The organism is Prevotella phocaeensis, assembly GCF_900065875.1.
GTDB lineage: Bacteria > Bacteroidota > Bacteroidia > Bacteroidales > Bacteroidaceae > Prevotella > Prevotella phocaeensis.
In genome coordinates, this window is record NZ_LT160624.1 from 152686 (window position 1) to 170182 (window position 17497).

Genomic DNA, 17497 nt, shown 5'->3' on the forward strand with positions numbered 1-17497 from the left:
CTATATTTGTGTCGAAATATGTTATGCTAAGGTTAAAAAGTACGTGTACTTTCACTATTTTTTAATATGGAAATTCTCAAATGTAACTATATAATTATGACACAACAAGACATTGATCAAATTTCAGCCAGAGGTATCTCAGTAGATCAGGTAAACCGTCAGTTGGAAGAAATAAGGACGGGCTTTCCATTCTTGCGTATTGATTCGGCCGCTTCTGTGGGCAATGGAATAACTGCTCCTACAGTGGATGAACGGGATAAATATATCGACTTATGGAACGAATATAAGCGAGAAGGACATAAAATTGTGAAGTTTGTACCGGCAAGCGGTGCTGCAAGTCGCATGTTTAAAGATTTATTTGCTTTTTTGAATGCCGATTATAATATTCCTACGACCGATTTCGAGAAGATGTTTTTCGACCATATCAGAGAGTTCGCCTTTAGAGAAGAACTTTGTGATCAGTGCAAGAAAAACGAAGGCAAGAACGTTTGTACACTCTTATCCGATGGGAATTATAAGGCTATTGTGGCTAATTTATTGGAGTCGAAAGGCTTGAATTACGGCCAACTACCTAAGGGATTACTCCTATTCCATAATTATGACGACGGTGCACGTACGCCAATGGAGGAGCATCTTGTAGAAGCAGCGCTGTATGCCGGCTCAAATGGAGAAGCTAATGTGCATTTTACGGTTTCTCATGACCATCTTGAATTGTTCAAGAAAAAAGTTGAAGAGAAAGTAGATTATTATTCCAAGAAGTTTGATGTGCATTACAACGTGTCGTTCTCGGAGCAGAAACCGAGCACGGATACCATTGCAGCGAATACGGACAATACACCTTTCCGCAATGAAGATGGCACATTGCTCTTCCGCCCGGGCGGACACGGAGCATTGATAGAGAACCTAAACGAGATAGATGCAGACGTTGTGTTCATAAAGAATATAGATAATGTGGTGCCTGACAGGCTGAAAGGTGATACAGTTACTTATAAGCAACTGATAGCAGGAGTGCTCGTAGCGGTTCAAAAGCAGGTTTTCGAATATTTGGGACAGCTTGAAGCGGGCTGTTATACGCATGGAAAGTTGGAAGAAATTATACGTTTCGTGCAACGAAATTTATGCTGTAGGAAGGCAGACATAAAGGAACTCGAAGATGCGGAATTGGTGAACTATTTACGGAAGAAACTTAATAGACCGATAAGAGTTTGCGGTGTAGTAAGGAATGAGGGGGAACCGGGGGGCGGTCCGTTCCTTGCATATAACCAAGACGGTACGGTTAGTCCTCAAATACTTGAGTCGAACCAAATCGATAAGGCAAATCCAGCCTATGTAAAGATGTTTACAGAGGGTACACACTTTAATCCTGTCGATTTGGTTTGTGCCATCAAGAACTATAAAGGAGAGTGTTTCCATCTGCCGGACTTTGTAGATAAGAACACCGGTTTCATTAGTTCGAAGAGCAAAGATGGTAAAGAATTGAAAGCACTGGAGCTTCCCGGACTGTGGAACGGTGCTATGAGTGATTGGAATACAGTATTCGTAGAAGTTCCGTTGACGACGTTCAATCCTGTAAAGACTGTGAACGATTTACTAAGAGAACAACACCAATAATATTCAGACAAAACCTCTAATAGAGATAAACCTTGCACCTAACGATGATATGGGTATGGTTTATCTTTATTAGAGGCTATATTTATTATTGCCGTTTTATATTATTACACAAACAACATTCCTACTTGATACACGGCGGCAGACACGCACCATGCCAATAGAGTGGTATAGCATGCGGTAAAGAGTGCCCATTTCCAAGAACCGGTTTCTCCCTTTATTGCAGCAATAGTAGCAATACAAGGAAAATAAAGCAATACGAAAAGTAAGAAACAGTAAGCCGTCAGCGGCGTGATACCGTTTGCACTCATCTCTTTGTTGAGTATTTGGTATTTTCGATTATTCGTATTATCTCCATTATCTTCGGCAAGTGTCTCGTCATTACTATATAGTACGCCCATTGTAGAGGCCACAATTTCTTTAGCGCCCACACCGGCCACAAGCCCTACATCTAATTTCCAGTCAAAACCTTGTGCACGAAATATTGGTTCGATGGCTCTACCTATGTGTCCAATGTAACTTTGCTTCTGTTGTTCTTGACGATCCAAACTGTCGTTGTGTGGGAAATATCCCAAAGCCCATACAATGATACTTGCCACGAGGATGATGCCTCCCATCTTCTTCAAGTATTGTTTTCCTTTTTCCCAAGTGTGCCTGCCTATGGCTTTCCAAGTAGGGAAACGGTAAGGAGGCAGTTCCATTACAAATGGAGTATCCTCCCCCTTAGCAACCGTTTTGGTGAACAGACGGCTCATAAGTATGGCCATGAGTACGCCGATAAGATACAGCGACATCATAATCAGTGAACGATATTTCATGGCAAAGAATGTGCCTGTTATCATAATATAAATTGGTAAGCGTGCGGAACAGCTCATCAAAGGTAATATCAGCATGGTAACAAGACGTGAACGACGGCTCTCTATAGTGCGAGTGGCCATAACAGCAGGCACATTACAACCAAAGCCCATAATGAGCGGAATGAACGATTTGCCGTGTAATCCCATCTTATGCATGAGTTTATCCATGATGAAAGCAGCGCGTGCCATATAGCCAGAATCTTCCATATAGGATATAAAGAAATAAAGTATGAGTATTTGTGGCAAGAATACGATGACGGCTCCGACACCACCGATAACACCATCTACGAGCATGTCTTTCACCGGTCCGGCAGGCATATTTGTACTGATAAAATTGCCTAACCATGCTACACCGGCATCAATCCAGTCCATAGGAAACTGCCCGACAACGAAAGTCGTTGTAAATATGATAAACAAGAAAACGAAGAAAATAGGAAATCCGAAATATTTATTTGTGATGATCCCGTCGATCAGATGGGTTATTTTGTAAGTATCTTTTTTATTGCCGGTGTGGTAGTGTGCCTCTTGCAAGGCACCGTGAATGAAACCGTACTTGGCATCCATAATGGCCGTCTCCAAATCGTCTCCGGTTTCTTCTCTTACTCTTTCGGCAGTTTGATTGCGTATGTTGACAATATTCTTTTTATAAGGCAAAGAGTTTAAAAGATTTTCTGTATCTTTATCTCTTTCGAGAATCTTGATGGCAAGGTAACGGGTGGAATAGTGTAGGCGTATATTTTCATCAGTCTTTAGATATTTTTGTATATCGGCAATACCTTGTTCTATTTCATGTCCATGATTAATATGGATATGACGGAACACTTCATTTTGTGGTTGTTTGCCACTTGCATAATCTTCAGAGTGTGTGATTTTATCACTATTCCTTTTATTTTCCTTATGTAACTGTCGATTTTTTTCAACCTCTTTTTTATTTAATTGTTCATTATCGTTTACATAGTCTTCGTTTTCGTATACGCTGATGATAGTGTGGAAAAGCGTTTTTACACCCTTGCCGGATGTAAAAACGGTAGGTATCATCGGTACGCCGAAAAGCTGTCCCAATTTAGCATAGTCCACATTATCACCCCGTTTTTCCGTTTCGTCGAACATATTCAGTGCGCATACCATGCGCTGATGCATGTCGATGAGCTGTGTCGTAAGGTATAGATTGCGCTCAAGGTTCGATGTATCTATTACATTGATGATAACATCGGGCGTATTTTCTATAATCTGTTTCCTTACATAAAGTTCTTCAGGTGAGTAGGCCGATAAAGAATAGGTGCCGGGGAGGTCGATAAGGTTAAATTTATAGCCTTCGTATTCTGTAAATCCTTCTTTTGCATCTACCGTTACACCGGAATAATTTCCTACTCTTTCGTGGGCTCCGGAAGCGAAGTTGAATAATGAAGTCTTGCCACAGTTAGGATTACCCACAAGAGCAACATTGATAGTGCGACGCTTTTTCATGGCGGCATCATGTAATTGCTTATCGGTTAAAGCAATGGTATCATCATTCTCTTGTACAGGAAAAGTCGATGAAGTTTCGGTATGTATATACCCTTTTTTGAGTTGCTCGGCCTCTTGCATTGATATAATCTCGATTTGCTCGGCTTCGCTATGGCGGAGTGAGACCTCGTATCCCATGATCTTGTATTTTACTGGATCTTGTAATGGGGCATTGAGAAGTACTTCTACCACTTTTCCTCTAATGAAGCCCATCTCTATAATTCGCTTTCTAAAGCCGCCATGTCCATATACTTTTACGATAACCCCATTCTCTCCGGTCTTAAGTTCGCTTAGTCTCATAAATGTACCTCTTAAAATATTTGCAAAGTTACGTATTTTCCTTTGCAACGGTGTTGCAAATGTATGGCCGACATTCAAAATACCTAAAAATGGTGATGAATGATACCGTTAAATGTTATTAAGAGAAATATTGATTATTATGAATTATATTATTTTTGCAAACATGAATAGATTTTGTTTAATGTTACTTTCTCTTTTCTCCTTTTTGGGAATGAAAGGAGAAAATGGGGTGCAGGTGGTAAAGATACATAAGCAGCATGCATTTCCGAAGACTGTACCTGCAGGCAATTATAGCGGACTCTGCCATATCGATGGTAATCGGTATGTTGTGGTCAGTGACAAGGCTCCTGAAGATGGCTTCTTCGTATTTGAGATCGACATAGATTCTGTAACGGGAGATATCAAACAAGTGGTAAATTTAGGTTATCGATCATCAGGTAAGCCAAACAGAGATATGGAAGGTGTGGCATATTTTTCCATGGCTAATACGATCTTTATATCGGGGGAGGCTGATAATCAGATTATAGAATATGATATGAGTGGTAAATATACAGGGCGGAGATTACAGGTTCCCGACTGTTTTTTACGAGCAAGTAAGAATTATGGTCTTGAGTCTTTGACTTATTCTGTTGCATCCCATTTATTTTGGACTTGTAGTGAAAGCACATTGAAAGGTGACGGTATGGAGGCAAATTCAACTAACGGTGTAAGAAATAGAATACGTATACAATCGTTCACTGAAGATTTATTGCCTGCTAAGCAATATGCTTATCTCATGGATAAGCCTAAATCTGCAAAAGAAGCATATCTGTATGGGATGGGGATTAGTGAGATAACAGCTTTAGATAACGGTGATCTGTTGGTTTTGGAGCGTGAGTTTTATACTCCTCCTTCTAAAATAGGTGCCTTCGTTATTAATAAGATTTACCAAGTTAGTGCGGTCGGAATTTCGATAGAAGGTGTTGATACTCTTCAAGATGATACGAAGTACTTGGATAAACACTTTGTTTGTGAATGGAAAACTCAGTTGAATCTTACAAAAAGAGATATTGCCAATTATGAAGGAATGTGCCTTGGACCTAAATTAGACGATGGTTCCCAAGTACTGTTATTGCTTTCGGATTCACAGAATCAGTATGGTGGAATTCTAAAAGATTGGTTTAAATCAATCGTTATTAAATACTAATATAAATAATTTTCCATATGTTTAGGAAGGCTTGTTTATGGAACAATGGTTCTAAAACTGATATAAGCGCGGTCGTCAAAAGATACGTTTCCGCTCATTAATCCCTTGGTTGCCTTAAATGAGCTGATATTCATGGGATCGTGTTCGAGTTGTTTACGGAGAGCGTTTTCACTATCTGCAAGTGTTTGTTTTAAAAATGGATACCCGTCTGTAGCAAGAATTACATGCGATATTACCGGTATAATTTTTATTCCGTTTCGGTAAATAGGGAAGCCATCGATAACAGCATATTTAAGATTTTGGGCCTGCATGCTGTCTAATAGGTCGGGAAGAATGTGATTACGCCCATCAATCATCAGAGATTCTGGAGACTGTTGAGGATTGATAGCAAGCTTCTTGGCTATGTATGTAGCTCTTTTTTCTGCAATCAGACTTTCGGTCGGCTTAGGGTTTTCATAAAATTTTCCGTCTACAATACATTGGCAGTCTCCTATCATCCAAACCTGATTATGAAATTTACTGAATATAGCTAAACTCGCAGTGAGCCGTTCTTCCGGGTGCTCCGAGAGCATATGTAAATCTATGTTGTGGCAAATATATACCTGATGGATATAGGATGTTACGTATTCACAAAAGGATTTAATTCCGATAGTTGGCTCTAAATTTTTGATACATGTCGAAAGGAGTTGCATACAATAGCGCCCATTTGTCGTATTATCATTAATGCAATTGGACGTCTTGCTGGTACTTCCATCTATAACGGCAATAAAATTATCAGTCTCTATTATTCCGTCTTCGCAAGTTTCTTGGCTGTGCTTTCCTATAAGTTGTTGTTCTATAATCTTCATTTCTGAAGTTGGAATTGTTAGTTTTTCTTCCATGGACGCGAGATGGGGTATTCGAGTAAAGTTTACCGATCAGATCGGCACGTCCTATTCTTTTTAGCTCTTGTTCTATTTTTTGCCTCTCCTCGGGCTTATACCAAAAGAAAAATTGCCGTTGTGAGAGTTTCTCACGCTGCGTCTTGGCACTGAATATCGGTTCGAGAGTGTACGGATTGTAGCCAGTGTACCACGCTTCTGTACTTACTGTCATGGGTGTTGGAGTAAAATCCTGCACCTGCTCAAGGTGAAAATCTAAATTCTTGGTAATTACTGCAAGTTCAGCCATATCTTCTTCTTTGCATCCGGGATGACTGCTGATAAAATAGGGGATGAGCTGTTCGTGCATATTTTCTTCACGATTGATTCGGTCAAAAACTTTCTTAAATTCTTCGAACAATCGAAACGAAGGTTTGCGCATCAGTTTCAATACGGCATCTGAAGTATGTTCAGGTGCTACTTTTAATCGTCCGCTCACATGCTTACATATCAGCTCGCGGGTATATTCTTCGGCGGCGATATTACTTTTTTCATCTTTGCTTTTATGTAGAAGTAAGTCGTAGCGTACACCACTACCTATGAAACTCTTCTTGATACCGGGCAATGCATCCACGGCTCGGTATATTTCAAGCAGTTGTGTGTGGTCGGTATTCAGATTAGGACATATCTGTGGATCGATACACGACGGCCGTTTACAATGTTCACATAATTTTTGATTCTTACCTGCCATCGCATACATATTGGCCGACGGACCGCCGAGGTCAGATAGGTAGCCTTTGAAATCCGGCATGTGTGTAACCTGCTTTACTTCGTTGAGAATGCTTTGCTTGGAGCGACATGTAACGAACTTTCCCTGATGTGCAGAGATCGTACAGAATGCACAGCCGCCGAAGCACCCTTGATGAATGTTAACCGAGAACTTGATCATCTCGTAAGCCGGTATGCGTTTGTCCTTATATTTGGGGTGGGGTAGGCGTGTGTAAGGCAGATCGAAATAGGCATCTAGCTCTGCCATCGTAAGTGTGGGATAGGGTGGATTGACAACAGCGTAAACATCATCTACAGCTTGCAGGAGCCGTTGGGCATGGATTTTATTCGATTCTTCTTCGATATGCCTAAAGTTTTCCGCCTCTGCTTTCTTATCGGTAAGACATTTTTCATGACTGTTCAATACGATGTCATCATTGGTAATTCCTCCCGGAATGTTCTCTTTATGCGAAAGATACACCGTTTGCGGGATGCTATGAATGTGTTTGATATCTTGGCCGTCGGATAGTTTTTCGCAAAGTTGTAGTAACGCTTTTGCTCCCATACCGTATAAAATCATGTCGGCACCCGAGTCGCATAAGATACATTTCCTTATCTTGTCCTGCCAATAATCGTAATGAGTGAGTCGCCGCATAGATGCCTCTATGCCACCAAGAATGACCGGAACATCTGGAAAAAGCTGCTTCAATATTCGTGTATATACGATAGTGGGATATTCCGGACGGCAGTCGTGGCGTCCATCGGGACTATATGCATCTTCAGAGCGTAGCCTTCTATTGGCTGTATACTTGTTTACCATAGAATCCATGCATCCCGGCGAAATGCCGAAAAATAGTCTTGGACGCCCCAGCTTTTTAAAGTCTCGAAAATCTCCGTGCCAATCCGGTTGTGGAACAATTGCCACTCTATAACCGGCAGCCTCCAACGAACGACCAATAACAGCAGCACCAAATGAAGGATGATCCACGTAAGCATCACCCGAGAAAAGGATTACATCAAGTTCGTTCCAACCTCTAAGTTCGCATTCCTTTTTAGTGGTGGGAAGGAAGTCTGTAAGCTGGTATCGTTTCAAATTGAAGGAAGATTTTTGTTATGATATAAGGATGTCATTTAGTCTGTTATATTATTCTCATCATCAGTACTGTTTATTTCTCTCTTCTGTTTCCATTCAATATATAACAGTACGAGTTGATGTAATCCGAATGCCTTCATATTATTATTGTATATCACATCAAGGCATAGATCTAATAATGCCTTATCACCCGCTTCTGTTTCGAGCAGTGAGCGAATGTTGAATTTGAGTTTGTCGAGTACATTTTCGTCTATAATGCCATTACTGTCGACAAGATTGCGGAACAAAGCATATTTCTCTATCGTAATAAGATGCTCGTCGCTCACTTCTATATTACGAGTTCCCGATTGGTTTGCTTGAATTTTGTACATAATGATTTTATTTTTTATGAATTGTTTTTTATTGTTGTCAAGTGCAATTCTTATTTCAATAAGAAGTCTAAGATGCCCTGCATTATCTTATTCTGAATATCTTTCGAAGAAATGCATTCGAAAGGTATTCCCATCGTAAAACTCCTGTATGTATTACCATTGTAGGCTACGGCAGCCGACGGGCCACTACCGTACTGCATTGCACAGAAGGCCCCGTCGCCTGCGGGCCGAAGTATTTCCGGAATATTCACGGCATAATGATCAGAATTCGGGGTGTTGTAATAATCAAAAGAAAGTCCTAATCCCTCGATATTCCCGTCTGTTATTAGCGAATCTGATGGTGTGTAGGCAACTTTTAATATGTTTTTAAGGAATAATTTTTCGGATTCTTGTACCATGTCCGAACCGATGTAAGCACCGCTTACGAGCAACGAACCTCCGTGGGCAGTATATTCTTGTAACAGTTGTTGCATGCGTGGTGTGAAGGTTTTGTAATAAGCGAGAGCGTAACGGTTATATTTCTCACCTCCTAATATTAAGTCTACACAATGATAATCTGGCATCTTTACTTCTCCCGATATTACAGATGTGCTCGAACAGCTTGCTACATTATATTTTTGTGTATGGGCAATAGCTCCTACGTGTGTTACGGTATAGTTAAAATCATTACCTGCAATGAAGTGACCTGCAAGTTCGTCATCGCTATCCCCTAAGCCTCCTTCACCTTCTATTCCTAATCGGCTCTTATCGAAGTATAACTGCCTACCGTTCCATCCAGCTGTTAATCCATAGGTAAGTCCGATATCTTTATTTAAATCGAAACCTTGTGTAGAGTCTGTTTCTACGATAGCCGGGGCAGATAATCGATAAAAGCCGTTGACGACGAGTATCGTCTTCGTTGCATTGGGATTATAATATGCAGAGAGTATTTCTGTAGGAAAACTTTCTCCACCTTTGTTACATGCCGTAATTTTAAAATTGTATTGTACGCCCGGTTCCAATTTCATGATAAAAGAGTTATTACCGGTATTCACCCCGTTATCGAACGAACTATTACCGATTGAGGTATATATATTGAATGTTTCTGGAACAGCTGATGGTTCTTGACTGTCGTTTTGAGCTTTCCACGAGAGTCTGATTTTGTTCTTGGTAAGAAATTCTATACTAAAATTCGTAGGAGCCAAAGGTGTTACAGTGTATGACTTATTGTGCTGTTTAGCAATATATTTCAGTATTGTCTTATAGATAGAACGGGCAAGAGTAAATTTGAAGTTGGGATCTTGCCCCATAATCATATCGGGAAAATTCTGATGTGACATTGTTTCGAGGATGGCAGAAGGCATTGCCGGCAAGCGTGTTTCGGAATAGTTCCTATCCCATAAATATCTTTTGGGCCAATTCTTGTACTTATATAAAAGGTCTTTGACTACATTATTGAGGAGAGTACTGGCGAAATCTTTCGAAGTCATTCGCGAAATACCTGCATTCAGTTTCCCGTCGTTGAAGTCTGTAGTACAGACGGCGAGAGAACCTACCAACGATTTGAAATCGGTAGAATATCCCGCATCGCTATGTATAGCAAGAGCCAATTCAATCGGTACTTGCAGTCCTTCTATACTTGGTGCATAAACACTGCCACCTGCAAGCCAATTCGACATGAGCGATCTTGTATTGATATCGTCGCCATAATCGTCTTCGCCCCCTTTGCTACTGTAAACACTATATGGTGCTCCTGCCCACTGAGCATAATATCTTGCACCTTCAAGGCTGCGGGGGAGCCCGCTTAAAATGCCGCCACGCTGAATGTTCCCCATTCCTCCGCCAAATCTGACGGCATCGCCTGTAACGACACCTCGCCGGATATGTGAATTATTAGTTAATATGACACGGTTGTAAGGACTACTCCCTTCGTCAAATTCAAAGGAGCCGAGATACACCCATGTACCACTTCCCATCTGTTGATTTACGCGATATACAGTTTTTCCCCCTTTGTGGTACACAATATATTCCGCATCATCTACGCTATGTTCTACAGTCTTATAAGAAACGTAAACTGCATATCTACCGGCCTTAGGTATATCGGGTTGATAAGATATTTCACTTGCATTTTTTTTACGGGTAGCTTTGGCCATACGGACGTGCCCTTGTTCGAAAGGATTTTCTCCATCGACGTATATTCCTTGGTGCAAAGCAAAACCTTTAACACCGGCATCTTTCCATACTTCTCCTTTATTTGTTTCTGAATAAACATTCTTATGTGTGTTGCCGTCGCAGTCGACAATGACTTCATTTGTTTGCCAATCGCGTTCGCGTGGAGTGAATACAACAGCTCCTGCATTCTCGAGCATTGGAATGAGATAGGGAATAACGATGGTTTGTGTAAATAAGTCTTCAGTTGTTCCAAATAAATTCGGCCGTTGCCACATCCATTTTCCTTTAGTCTTATCGTAATATTTTCCATGACTTGTCCATAAGGCGATATGCCGATTTTTCAGCCCCGCTTTAATGGTGTTGGGCTTTGATATATTCTCAACCCAAGGTTTGCCATTATAATCGATACTTCCCCATGCATTCGTTATTTCTCTATCGTCTTGTGCAAATACGTGTAATGATGAAAAGAAAGCAAGAGTACAAATGAAAGTCTTTATTCTCATTATTATGAAATTTCCCCAATCGTGAAATTTTCAGGTTTTTTACCTTTGAAATCTTTAAAATACAGCTTTATTTCTTTCATGTCTTTCTCTATATCTCCTGTAGGAATAAGACTTTTGGTGCATTGTATAAGTTTTTTCTGATAATCTACACCATAAAGTAATATAGGAATTTGTGCCTTTAAGGCAATATAATAGAATCCTTTTCTCCATTCAGGATTCAATGTTCGGGTACCTTCCGGAGTGATACATAGATGAAATGTTATGGCCTTTTCTGCTTCTGCTGCCAATATATCTGTCATATTTGAATGTTTATCTCGCCATATAGGTATTCCACCGATAGCTTTCAGTAACTTTCCCAATGGCCAGAAAAACCATTCTTTTTTCATGAGAAAGTTGCTCGACATGCTTTCGGCACGCATATAAAGTTGTCCGATGGCAAAATCCCAGTTACTGGTATGGGGAGCTAAACAAATAATATATTTTTCGGGATGGTCTATAGTGATATGTTTTTTCCATCCCATTCGCTTATATAAAATCCAAGAACACAATTTCTGTAGCATGACGGTCTTTAATTCATATTCGATATTTGGTCAATGATTTCCGACACCTGTTTATTGAAATCGCCGATCAAACTATGATAATATTTCCGTGCATCAATCCCCGGTTCTTGGTGAGAAATTCTACGAATGTAGTCGTTATGAATAATAATGATTGATGACAGGATTGCTTCTACATCCTCTTCGTTTGGTTTTCCGCTGTACAATGATGCAGCTACACATTCTGAAAACAAATCGCTGCATACATAATTGATAGTGCGCTTTAAATCTCTTTTATTGCTCATATCATATAGTTTAATATAGATAAAACAGTGAAATTATTTTCTGCCAAAGATAGGAAAAAAAAGGGAAAGGGCAAGCACCATCGCATAAAAACTTTTAAATTAATGTGAAATCAATGTAATTTTAGAATAAAACGGTTTTTACATGTACTGATGTCGTATTTTATAGGCAAGTGAGATGGGGAGAAACTGTGTTATCTCTTTTAATGAATCTCATGGTCTTAACAACGATATGAAATGTATTTAATGAGCAACAAAAGATTTTAATATACATATTATGTTTGTTTATTTTCTTGTCATGTTATCATGAAAGAAAAAGAGTGCTGAATGCAAGAAATTTAGTGTTTGTATTTATGCCGAAAGAATGACGGGGAATACTGTATGGAAGTAATTTATTTTGTGCTTTACAACTACCGAATATCGACCATACCTCTACCTTGTATCGTTGATACAGTATTGTGATATTGATGATACAACATCGTGTTAAATAAAGTGTAGATTATTGTGTGACGATATATAATAATTATTTGGGGAGATATTAGCGGTGTGGTTTTCTGTTTTGTCCGAAATGGAGAGAAAAGAAGATGTAAGAACAATTCTATGATATTACTGTCATATCTTCATGTGAAAAGTCTTTGCATTTTAATGATATACAACGTTTTAAAAACATACTATTTTAGAATGTTGATTTATTGAATTCTCGTTAAATAAATTGTTTTCTTTTATATTTCTTTTTATATCTCATGAAAAAAAGGTATTTTTGCAGGTGTTTTATGCAGAATAATCTTTAAATGTTATATTTATTTTAATTCGAAAATGGGAAAAAGTGCATTGCAGAAAGCAAGAGCAGCCTATCAGCCGAAGCTGCCGGTAGCCCTTCAGGGTGCTGTGAAAATTAAAAAAGGTGAACCTACAAGAAGTGTTGACAATCAAGAAGAAATCAAGAAATTATTCCCCAATACCTATGGTATGCCGTTAGTAGAGTTCGTTCCCGGTACTGAAAAGAATACTACGAGAATGAATGTCGGCGTAATTCTGAGCGGTGGGCAGGCTCCCGGTGGGCATAATGTTATTAGTGGATTGTTCGATGGTATTAAGAAACTCAATCCCGAAAATAAGCTCTATGGCTTTCTGATGGGACCTGGAGGATTGGTAGACCATAACTATATTGAAATTACGGCCGATTTTTTGGAGGATTATCGTAACACCGGAGGCTTTGATATGATTGGTTCGGGCAGAACTAAACTCGAAAAAGAAGACCAATTTGAGAAAGGGCTCGAAGTAATCCGCCAACTCGATATCAAAGCAATAGTTATTATCGGTGGCGATGATTCAAATACAAATGCCTGTGTGCTCGCCGAGTATTATGCTGCAAAGCAGTACGGTGTACAGGTGATCGGGTGCCCGAAAACTATCGATGGTGATTTGAAGAACGAACAGATAGAAACATCATTCGGCTTCGATACCGCAACTAAAACGTACGCTGAACTTATCGGAAATATTGAGCGCGATTGTAATTCGGCACGTAAGTATTGGCATTTCATCAAACTGATGGGGCGTTCTGCCTCTCATATCGCACTCGAATGTGCATTACAGACGCAACCGAACATCTGTTTGATTTCTGAGGAGATTGAAGCTAAAGATCAAACATTGAACGATATTGTTGAAAACATAGCTTCTGTTGTGGCACATCGTGCGGAGCAAGGCAATAATTTTGGTGTGGTTCTCATTCCTGAAGGACTCATCGAATTTATTCCTGCCATCGGTCGTTTAATTCAGGAATTGAACGATCTTCTTGCGGCTCATGGTAACGATTATAAAGACCTTGACAAAGATGCACAGCGTGAATATATTCTTAATCATTTGTCTGCGGAAAATAAAGCTACTTTCGAAACCCTGCCTGAAGATGTGGCTCGTCAGTTGAGTTTAGACCGCGATCCTCATGGAAATGTACAGGTTTCTTTAATTGAGACTGAAAAACTTTTGTCGGATATGGTTGCTTCGAAGTTGGCACAGTGGAAGTCCGAAGGCAAATTTAATGGTGTTTTCGCAGCTCAGCACCACTTTTTTGGTTATGAAGGACGTTGTGCTGCTCCTTCTAATTTCGATGCAGATTATTGCTATGCGCTCGGTACAAGTGCTGCGCAACTCATTGCAAACGGAAAGACCGGTTATATGGCCATCGTAAAGAATACTACGGCAAGTACGAATGAATGGAAAGCAGGCGGCGTACCCATTACTATGATGATGAATATGGAACGTCGTAATGGCGAAATGAAGCCCGTAATCCGTAAAGCACTCGTTGAACTTAACGGCAAGCCGTTTAAGACTTTTGCCGCTTATCGCGATGAATGGGCTAAGAATACTTGCTATCTATACCCGGGACCTATCCAATATTGGGGGCCGAGTGAGGTCTGCGATCAAACAACCCGTACACTTGCTTTAGAGCAAGGGTAATAAGAAAACCGGATCAAATAAATGTTGATAAAGTGTTACGCCAATATTCTGCAATCGTTTAGGATTATGGATTTTGGCGTAATTCTTATTTTATATCAGGCAGGAACCTATATATGAATAAACGGCGAACGAATTCTCGTAGACGAAAGAAGATGCATACGTCTTTTTTGGGAAAGTATCCCAAGTGGGCGATATGGGCTGGTGGGATTGGTATTGTTGTGCTTTATGTATGGGTATTTTACTATTTTTTTGTCGGTCCTACAGGTTTCCGGTGGCGTGCATTATATGGAGATGCCGACTATCCCGAAGGGTATGAAATCCATGGAATTGATATATCCCATTATCAAGGAGAAATAGAATGGAACGAACTTCGTAACTCCATGATCGAAGGATGTCCTCTGCGTTTTATAATGATAAAAGCTACCGAAGGCTCAGGTAGTTTGGATGAAAACTTCAACGATAATTTTTATCAAGCTCGTGAGTACGGTTTTATAAGGGGAGCTTATCATTTTTGGAGCAATAAATCTACAGCTCGTGATCAAGCATATTATTTCTTAAAACAAGTACATCTTGAGGAAGGTGATCTTCCCCCCGTATTGGATGTAGAGCATAAACCTAAAGATGTTTCGGATGAAGATTTCCAACGTGATGTGCTGACATGGCTACATATTGTTGAAGATAAATATCATGTGAAGCCAATTATCTATACCTATTATAAATTTAAGGAAAAATATCTCAGTGCTCCTGTATTCGACGACTATCCGTATTGGATAGCTCATTATTATGTAGACAAGGTGGAATACAAGGGTGCATGGAAGTTTTGGCAGCATACAGATGCTGGTAAATTACCCGGTATTAAGGGATATGTAGATTTTAACATATACAACGGCTCGTATTACGACCTTAAGAAACTTACCATTGGTAGCAAGGGAAGAGAATGGTAAAAGTTCTCATGTGCATGTTATTTAGCAGTTAAAACAATGCACGCCCAATTATTATTGGTCACTTCTTTTACCTTTGATAATCCCAATTCTTCTGCTTTTGTTGTCAAAGCAGGTACGTCTTCCGTATAAAATCCGCTCAAGATAATTGTGCCTTGTTTGGATAATACTTCTTTAAAAGCAGGCAAATCGGCAAGAAGTATGTTGCGATTGATGTTTGCCAATACGATATCGAAAATACCGTTAACATGTGTCAACACATGCACATTCCCATGTAATATCTGCATGTTGTCAATTCTATTTATCTGTGCATTGTGTTTACTGTTGTTTACACTCCACTCATCAATATCATATCCCACGGCCTGTGCCGCTCCTAATTTTAGTGCAGCAATGCCCAATATGCCGGTTCCACAGCCACAATCCAGTATGCGTTTCTCTTTAATATCTATTGTTAACAAGACCGAGATAATCATTCGAGTAGTCTCATGTGTGCCGGTTCCGAATGCTTGTTTGGTATCTATACCTATCGTTATCTTATCATCATCGGTTAATCTGTCGTGTTTTGCGTCGTATATAACAATGTCATTACCAATAACAATTGGATCGAAGCCTTGCTTTTCCCATTCTTCATTCCAATTCCTGTCTTCCATTGGAGATAGTGTATAGCTGATATTTACATCCGGTAAAATAAAGTTTTGAATCAGTTCTTCAAGCATGTTATGGTCTAACATGTCGGTTTGTACATACCCTTTCATACCCCTTTTGGTATCTTCAAATGACTCAAAGCCGGCTTCACCGGCAGCATCGGCTAAAAGTTCTTTAGCCATATTCTTGATTTCTTTTTTGCAGGAAATTATAAAATCAACAACGTAGTATTTCATTATTTGCGTTAAATAAATATTTGCAAAAGTATAAAAAATAGGGAAAAACCTATCATCGAATAGGGAATTTCCTTACTTTTGCACTATAAGATAGTTTATTTTTGCATTATAAGACAGTAAATACATTAAAAGGAGTCAATATGAAAAGGTTTATATTTTTATCGCTATTTATCGGTATGATGCCATCATTGTCTATGTTTGCCCAAGACGATGACCTTTATTTCGTACCGAAAAGTGCCACTAAATCTGCCCGCAGTAATGTTCATCAGGTAGAAGATGCTCCGGTTTACTATAGCGGAAGCAATCGTAATGTTGATGAATATAATCGTCACGGGAAGTATTGGAGCCATTACCAAGTATTGGGTTCCGATTCATTGGGCAATGATATTATACAGTTTCAAAAGGGGACGGGAGTGTATCCAGATTCTACCTATATCGATACGACATTTGTAGGAAAGTATTACGACAGGGTGTACAATGCCGATGACGACTATACCTATACTCGCCGTATGAGCCGTTGGGATAATTTTTATGATCCTTGGTTCTACAGTTATCGTTGGGGGTACGGACCTTATTGGAGTACTCGATGGGGATGGTATGATCCTTGGTATACATCGTATTACGGATGGTACGATCCTTGGTATTATGGTTACAGAGGATGGCACGGTTCATGGTATTCGCCGTGGTATGGCGGATATTATGGATGGGGATATCCTTATGACTATTATTGGGGATGGGGCGGATACCCCGGATATGCTTGGGGAGGCGTTCACAGAGTCTACAGTGGACATACCGGCACATTGGGATATTACGATCGCTCTAACTATAGGTATAATAATTCTGCTACTTCCGGACACCCTACAGGCACTACATTCAAGCGTAGGAGTTATGATGCAAACGGGAATGAACAGTGGACAACCTATCAACGTAGTGGTGTAAGAGCCGGCAGAAGACCAGCTTCAACAGAATACAATAACTCCCGTTCCGCTTATCAGAATAACAATTCGTTTGGTAATATTCGTACTACTCCGCCATCTAACTTTGGTGGTTCGCGTGGAGGAGGGTTCTCCGGAGGCAGCGGAGGCGGAGCTCCCAGTGGAGGTATGCGTCCTGCAGGTGGTGGATATGCCGGTGGTAGTCGTAGGTAAAGTGCATACGACTAACGAGAGTAATTAGT

General features: G+C 40.0%; 13 protein-coding genes. 5 read left to right on the forward strand and 8 right to left on the reverse strand.

From position 1 onward, the window contains the following. The first annotated feature begins 96 nt into the window (after window positions 1-96). Complete coding sequence (locus BN3912_RS06065) at window positions 97-1611, forward strand: DUF4301 family protein (RefSeq protein ID WP_023983201.1); 1515 nt, start codon at window positions 97-99, stop codon at window positions 1609-1611. A gap of 104 nt (window positions 1612-1715) precedes the next feature. On the opposite strand, the gene feoB is transcribed toward BN3912_RS06065, so the two are convergent. Beyond that, the gene (gene feoB, locus BN3912_RS06070; protein ID WP_023983200.1) at window positions 1716-4271 is read right to left on the reverse strand and encodes a ferrous iron transport protein B; all 2556 of its coding nucleotides are present in this window, start codon (window positions 4269-4271) and stop codon (window positions 1716-1718) included. A gap of 139 nt (window positions 4272-4410) precedes the next feature. Here feoB and BN3912_RS06075 point away from each other — a divergent pair, with 139 nt between their 5' ends. Next, window positions 4411-5457, forward strand: coding sequence for an esterase-like activity of phytase family protein (locus BN3912_RS06075; protein ID WP_023983199.1), 1047 nt, complete (start codon window positions 4411-4413; stop codon window positions 5455-5457). A 35-nt stretch (window positions 5458-5492) separates the two neighbouring features. On the opposite strand, the gene BN3912_RS06080 is transcribed toward BN3912_RS06075, so the two are convergent. Genes BN3912_RS06080 through BN3912_RS06105 form a run of 6 tightly spaced genes read right to left on the reverse strand, consistent with a single transcriptional unit; the run spans window position 5493 to window position 12044 of the window. After that, the gene (locus tag BN3912_RS06080) at window positions 5493-6305 is read right to left on the reverse strand and encodes a hypothetical protein (RefSeq protein WP_036858933.1); all 813 of its coding nucleotides are present in this window, start codon (window positions 6303-6305) and stop codon (window positions 5493-5495) included. Continuing rightward, window positions 6232-8178 (reverse strand): YgiQ family radical SAM protein, encoded by a 1947-nt coding sequence (locus BN3912_RS06085; protein ID WP_023983197.1) that lies wholly within the window; start codon window positions 8176-8178, stop codon window positions 6232-6234. The genes BN3912_RS06080 and BN3912_RS06085 overlap by 74 nt, the downstream gene beginning before the upstream one ends. Window positions 8179-8216: 38 nt before the next feature. Beyond that, the gene (locus BN3912_RS06090; RefSeq protein WP_023983196.1) at window positions 8217-8549 is read right to left on the reverse strand and encodes a hypothetical protein; all 333 of its coding nucleotides are present in this window, start codon (window positions 8547-8549) and stop codon (window positions 8217-8219) included. A 50-nt stretch (window positions 8550-8599) separates the two neighbouring features. After that, entirely contained in the window at window positions 8600-11203 is a 2604-nt protein-coding gene (locus BN3912_RS06095; protein ID WP_023983195.1) for a golvesin C-terminal-like domain-containing protein, read from the reverse strand. Window positions 11204-11205: 2 nt separating this feature from the next. Further along, window positions 11206-11763 (reverse strand): 1-acyl-sn-glycerol-3-phosphate acyltransferase, encoded by a 558-nt coding sequence (locus BN3912_RS06100; protein WP_023983194.1) that lies wholly within the window; start codon window positions 11761-11763, stop codon window positions 11206-11208. An 8-nt stretch (window positions 11764-11771) separates the two neighbouring features. Continuing rightward, entirely contained in the window at window positions 11772-12044 is a 273-nt protein-coding gene (locus BN3912_RS06105) for a hypothetical protein (RefSeq protein ID WP_004370526.1), read from the reverse strand. Between the two features lie 813 nt (window positions 12045-12857). On the opposite strand from BN3912_RS06105, the gene BN3912_RS06110 reads away from it, so the two are divergent. Continuing rightward, window positions 12858-14498 carry a diphosphate--fructose-6-phosphate 1-phosphotransferase gene (locus tag BN3912_RS06110; protein WP_023983193.1) on the forward strand — a complete coding sequence of 547 codons (1641 nt, stop codon included), beginning with the start codon at window positions 12858-12860 and terminating at the stop codon, window positions 14496-14498. A gap of 113 nt (window positions 14499-14611) precedes the next feature. Then, entirely contained in the window at window positions 14612-15442 is an 831-nt protein-coding gene (locus tag BN3912_RS06115) for a glycoside hydrolase family 25 protein (protein ID WP_023983192.1), read from the forward strand. Between the two features lie 17 nt (window positions 15443-15459). Here BN3912_RS06115 and prmA read toward each other — a convergent pair whose 3' ends face one another. Then, window positions 15460-16320: a 50S ribosomal protein L11 methyltransferase gene (gene prmA, locus BN3912_RS06120; protein WP_023983191.1), complete on the reverse strand. Its 861-nt coding sequence runs from the start codon at window positions 16318-16320 to the stop codon at window positions 15460-15462. Between the two features lie 140 nt (window positions 16321-16460). Between prmA and BN3912_RS06125 the strand changes: the two genes are divergently transcribed. Then, window positions 16461-17468, forward strand: coding sequence for a hypothetical protein (locus BN3912_RS06125; protein ID WP_023983190.1), 1008 nt, complete (start codon window positions 16461-16463; stop codon window positions 17466-17468). The last annotated feature ends 29 nt before the right edge of the window (window positions 17469-17497 follow it).

What these genes read in the sequence shown, in the direction of transcription:
- BN3912_RS06065 (WP_023983201.1), top strand. Translation starts at nt 97, where the DNA reads ATGACACAACAAGACATTGATCAAATTTCAGCCAGAGGTATCTCAGTA.
- feoB (WP_023983200.1), bottom strand. Translation starts at nt 4,271, where the DNA reads ATGAGACTAAGCGAACTTAAGACCGGAGAGAATGGGGTTATCGTAAAA.
- BN3912_RS06075 (WP_023983199.1), top strand. Translation starts at nt 4,411, where the DNA reads ATGAATTATATTATTTTTGCAAACATGAATAGATTTTGTTTAATGTTA.
- BN3912_RS06080 (WP_036858933.1), bottom strand. Translation starts at nt 6,305, where the DNA reads ATGAAGATTATAGAACAACAACTTATAGGAAAGCACAGCCAAGAAACT.
- BN3912_RS06090 (WP_023983196.1), bottom strand. Translation starts at nt 8,549, where the DNA reads ATGTACAAAATTCAAGCAAACCAATCGGGAACTCGTAATATAGAAGTG.
- BN3912_RS06095 (WP_023983195.1), bottom strand. Translation starts at nt 11,203, where the DNA reads ATGAGAATAAAGACTTTCATTTGTACTCTTGCTTTCTTTTCATCATTA.
- BN3912_RS06100 (WP_023983194.1), bottom strand. Translation starts at nt 11,763, where the DNA reads ATGCTACAGAAATTGTGTTCTTGGATTTTATATAAGCGAATGGGATGG.
- BN3912_RS06105 (WP_004370526.1), bottom strand. Translation starts at nt 12,044, where the DNA reads ATGAGCAATAAAAGAGATTTAAAGCGCACTATCAATTATGTATGCAGC.
- BN3912_RS06110 (WP_023983193.1), top strand. Translation starts at nt 12,858, where the DNA reads ATGGGAAAAAGTGCATTGCAGAAAGCAAGAGCAGCCTATCAGCCGAAG.
- BN3912_RS06115 (WP_023983192.1), top strand. Translation starts at nt 14,612, where the DNA reads ATGAATAAACGGCGAACGAATTCTCGTAGACGAAAGAAGATGCATACG.
- prmA (WP_023983191.1), bottom strand. Translation starts at nt 16,320, where the DNA reads ATGAAATACTACGTTGTTGATTTTATAATTTCCTGCAAAAAAGAAATC.
- BN3912_RS06125 (WP_023983190.1), top strand. Translation starts at nt 16,461, where the DNA reads ATGAAAAGGTTTATATTTTTATCGCTATTTATCGGTATGATGCCATCA.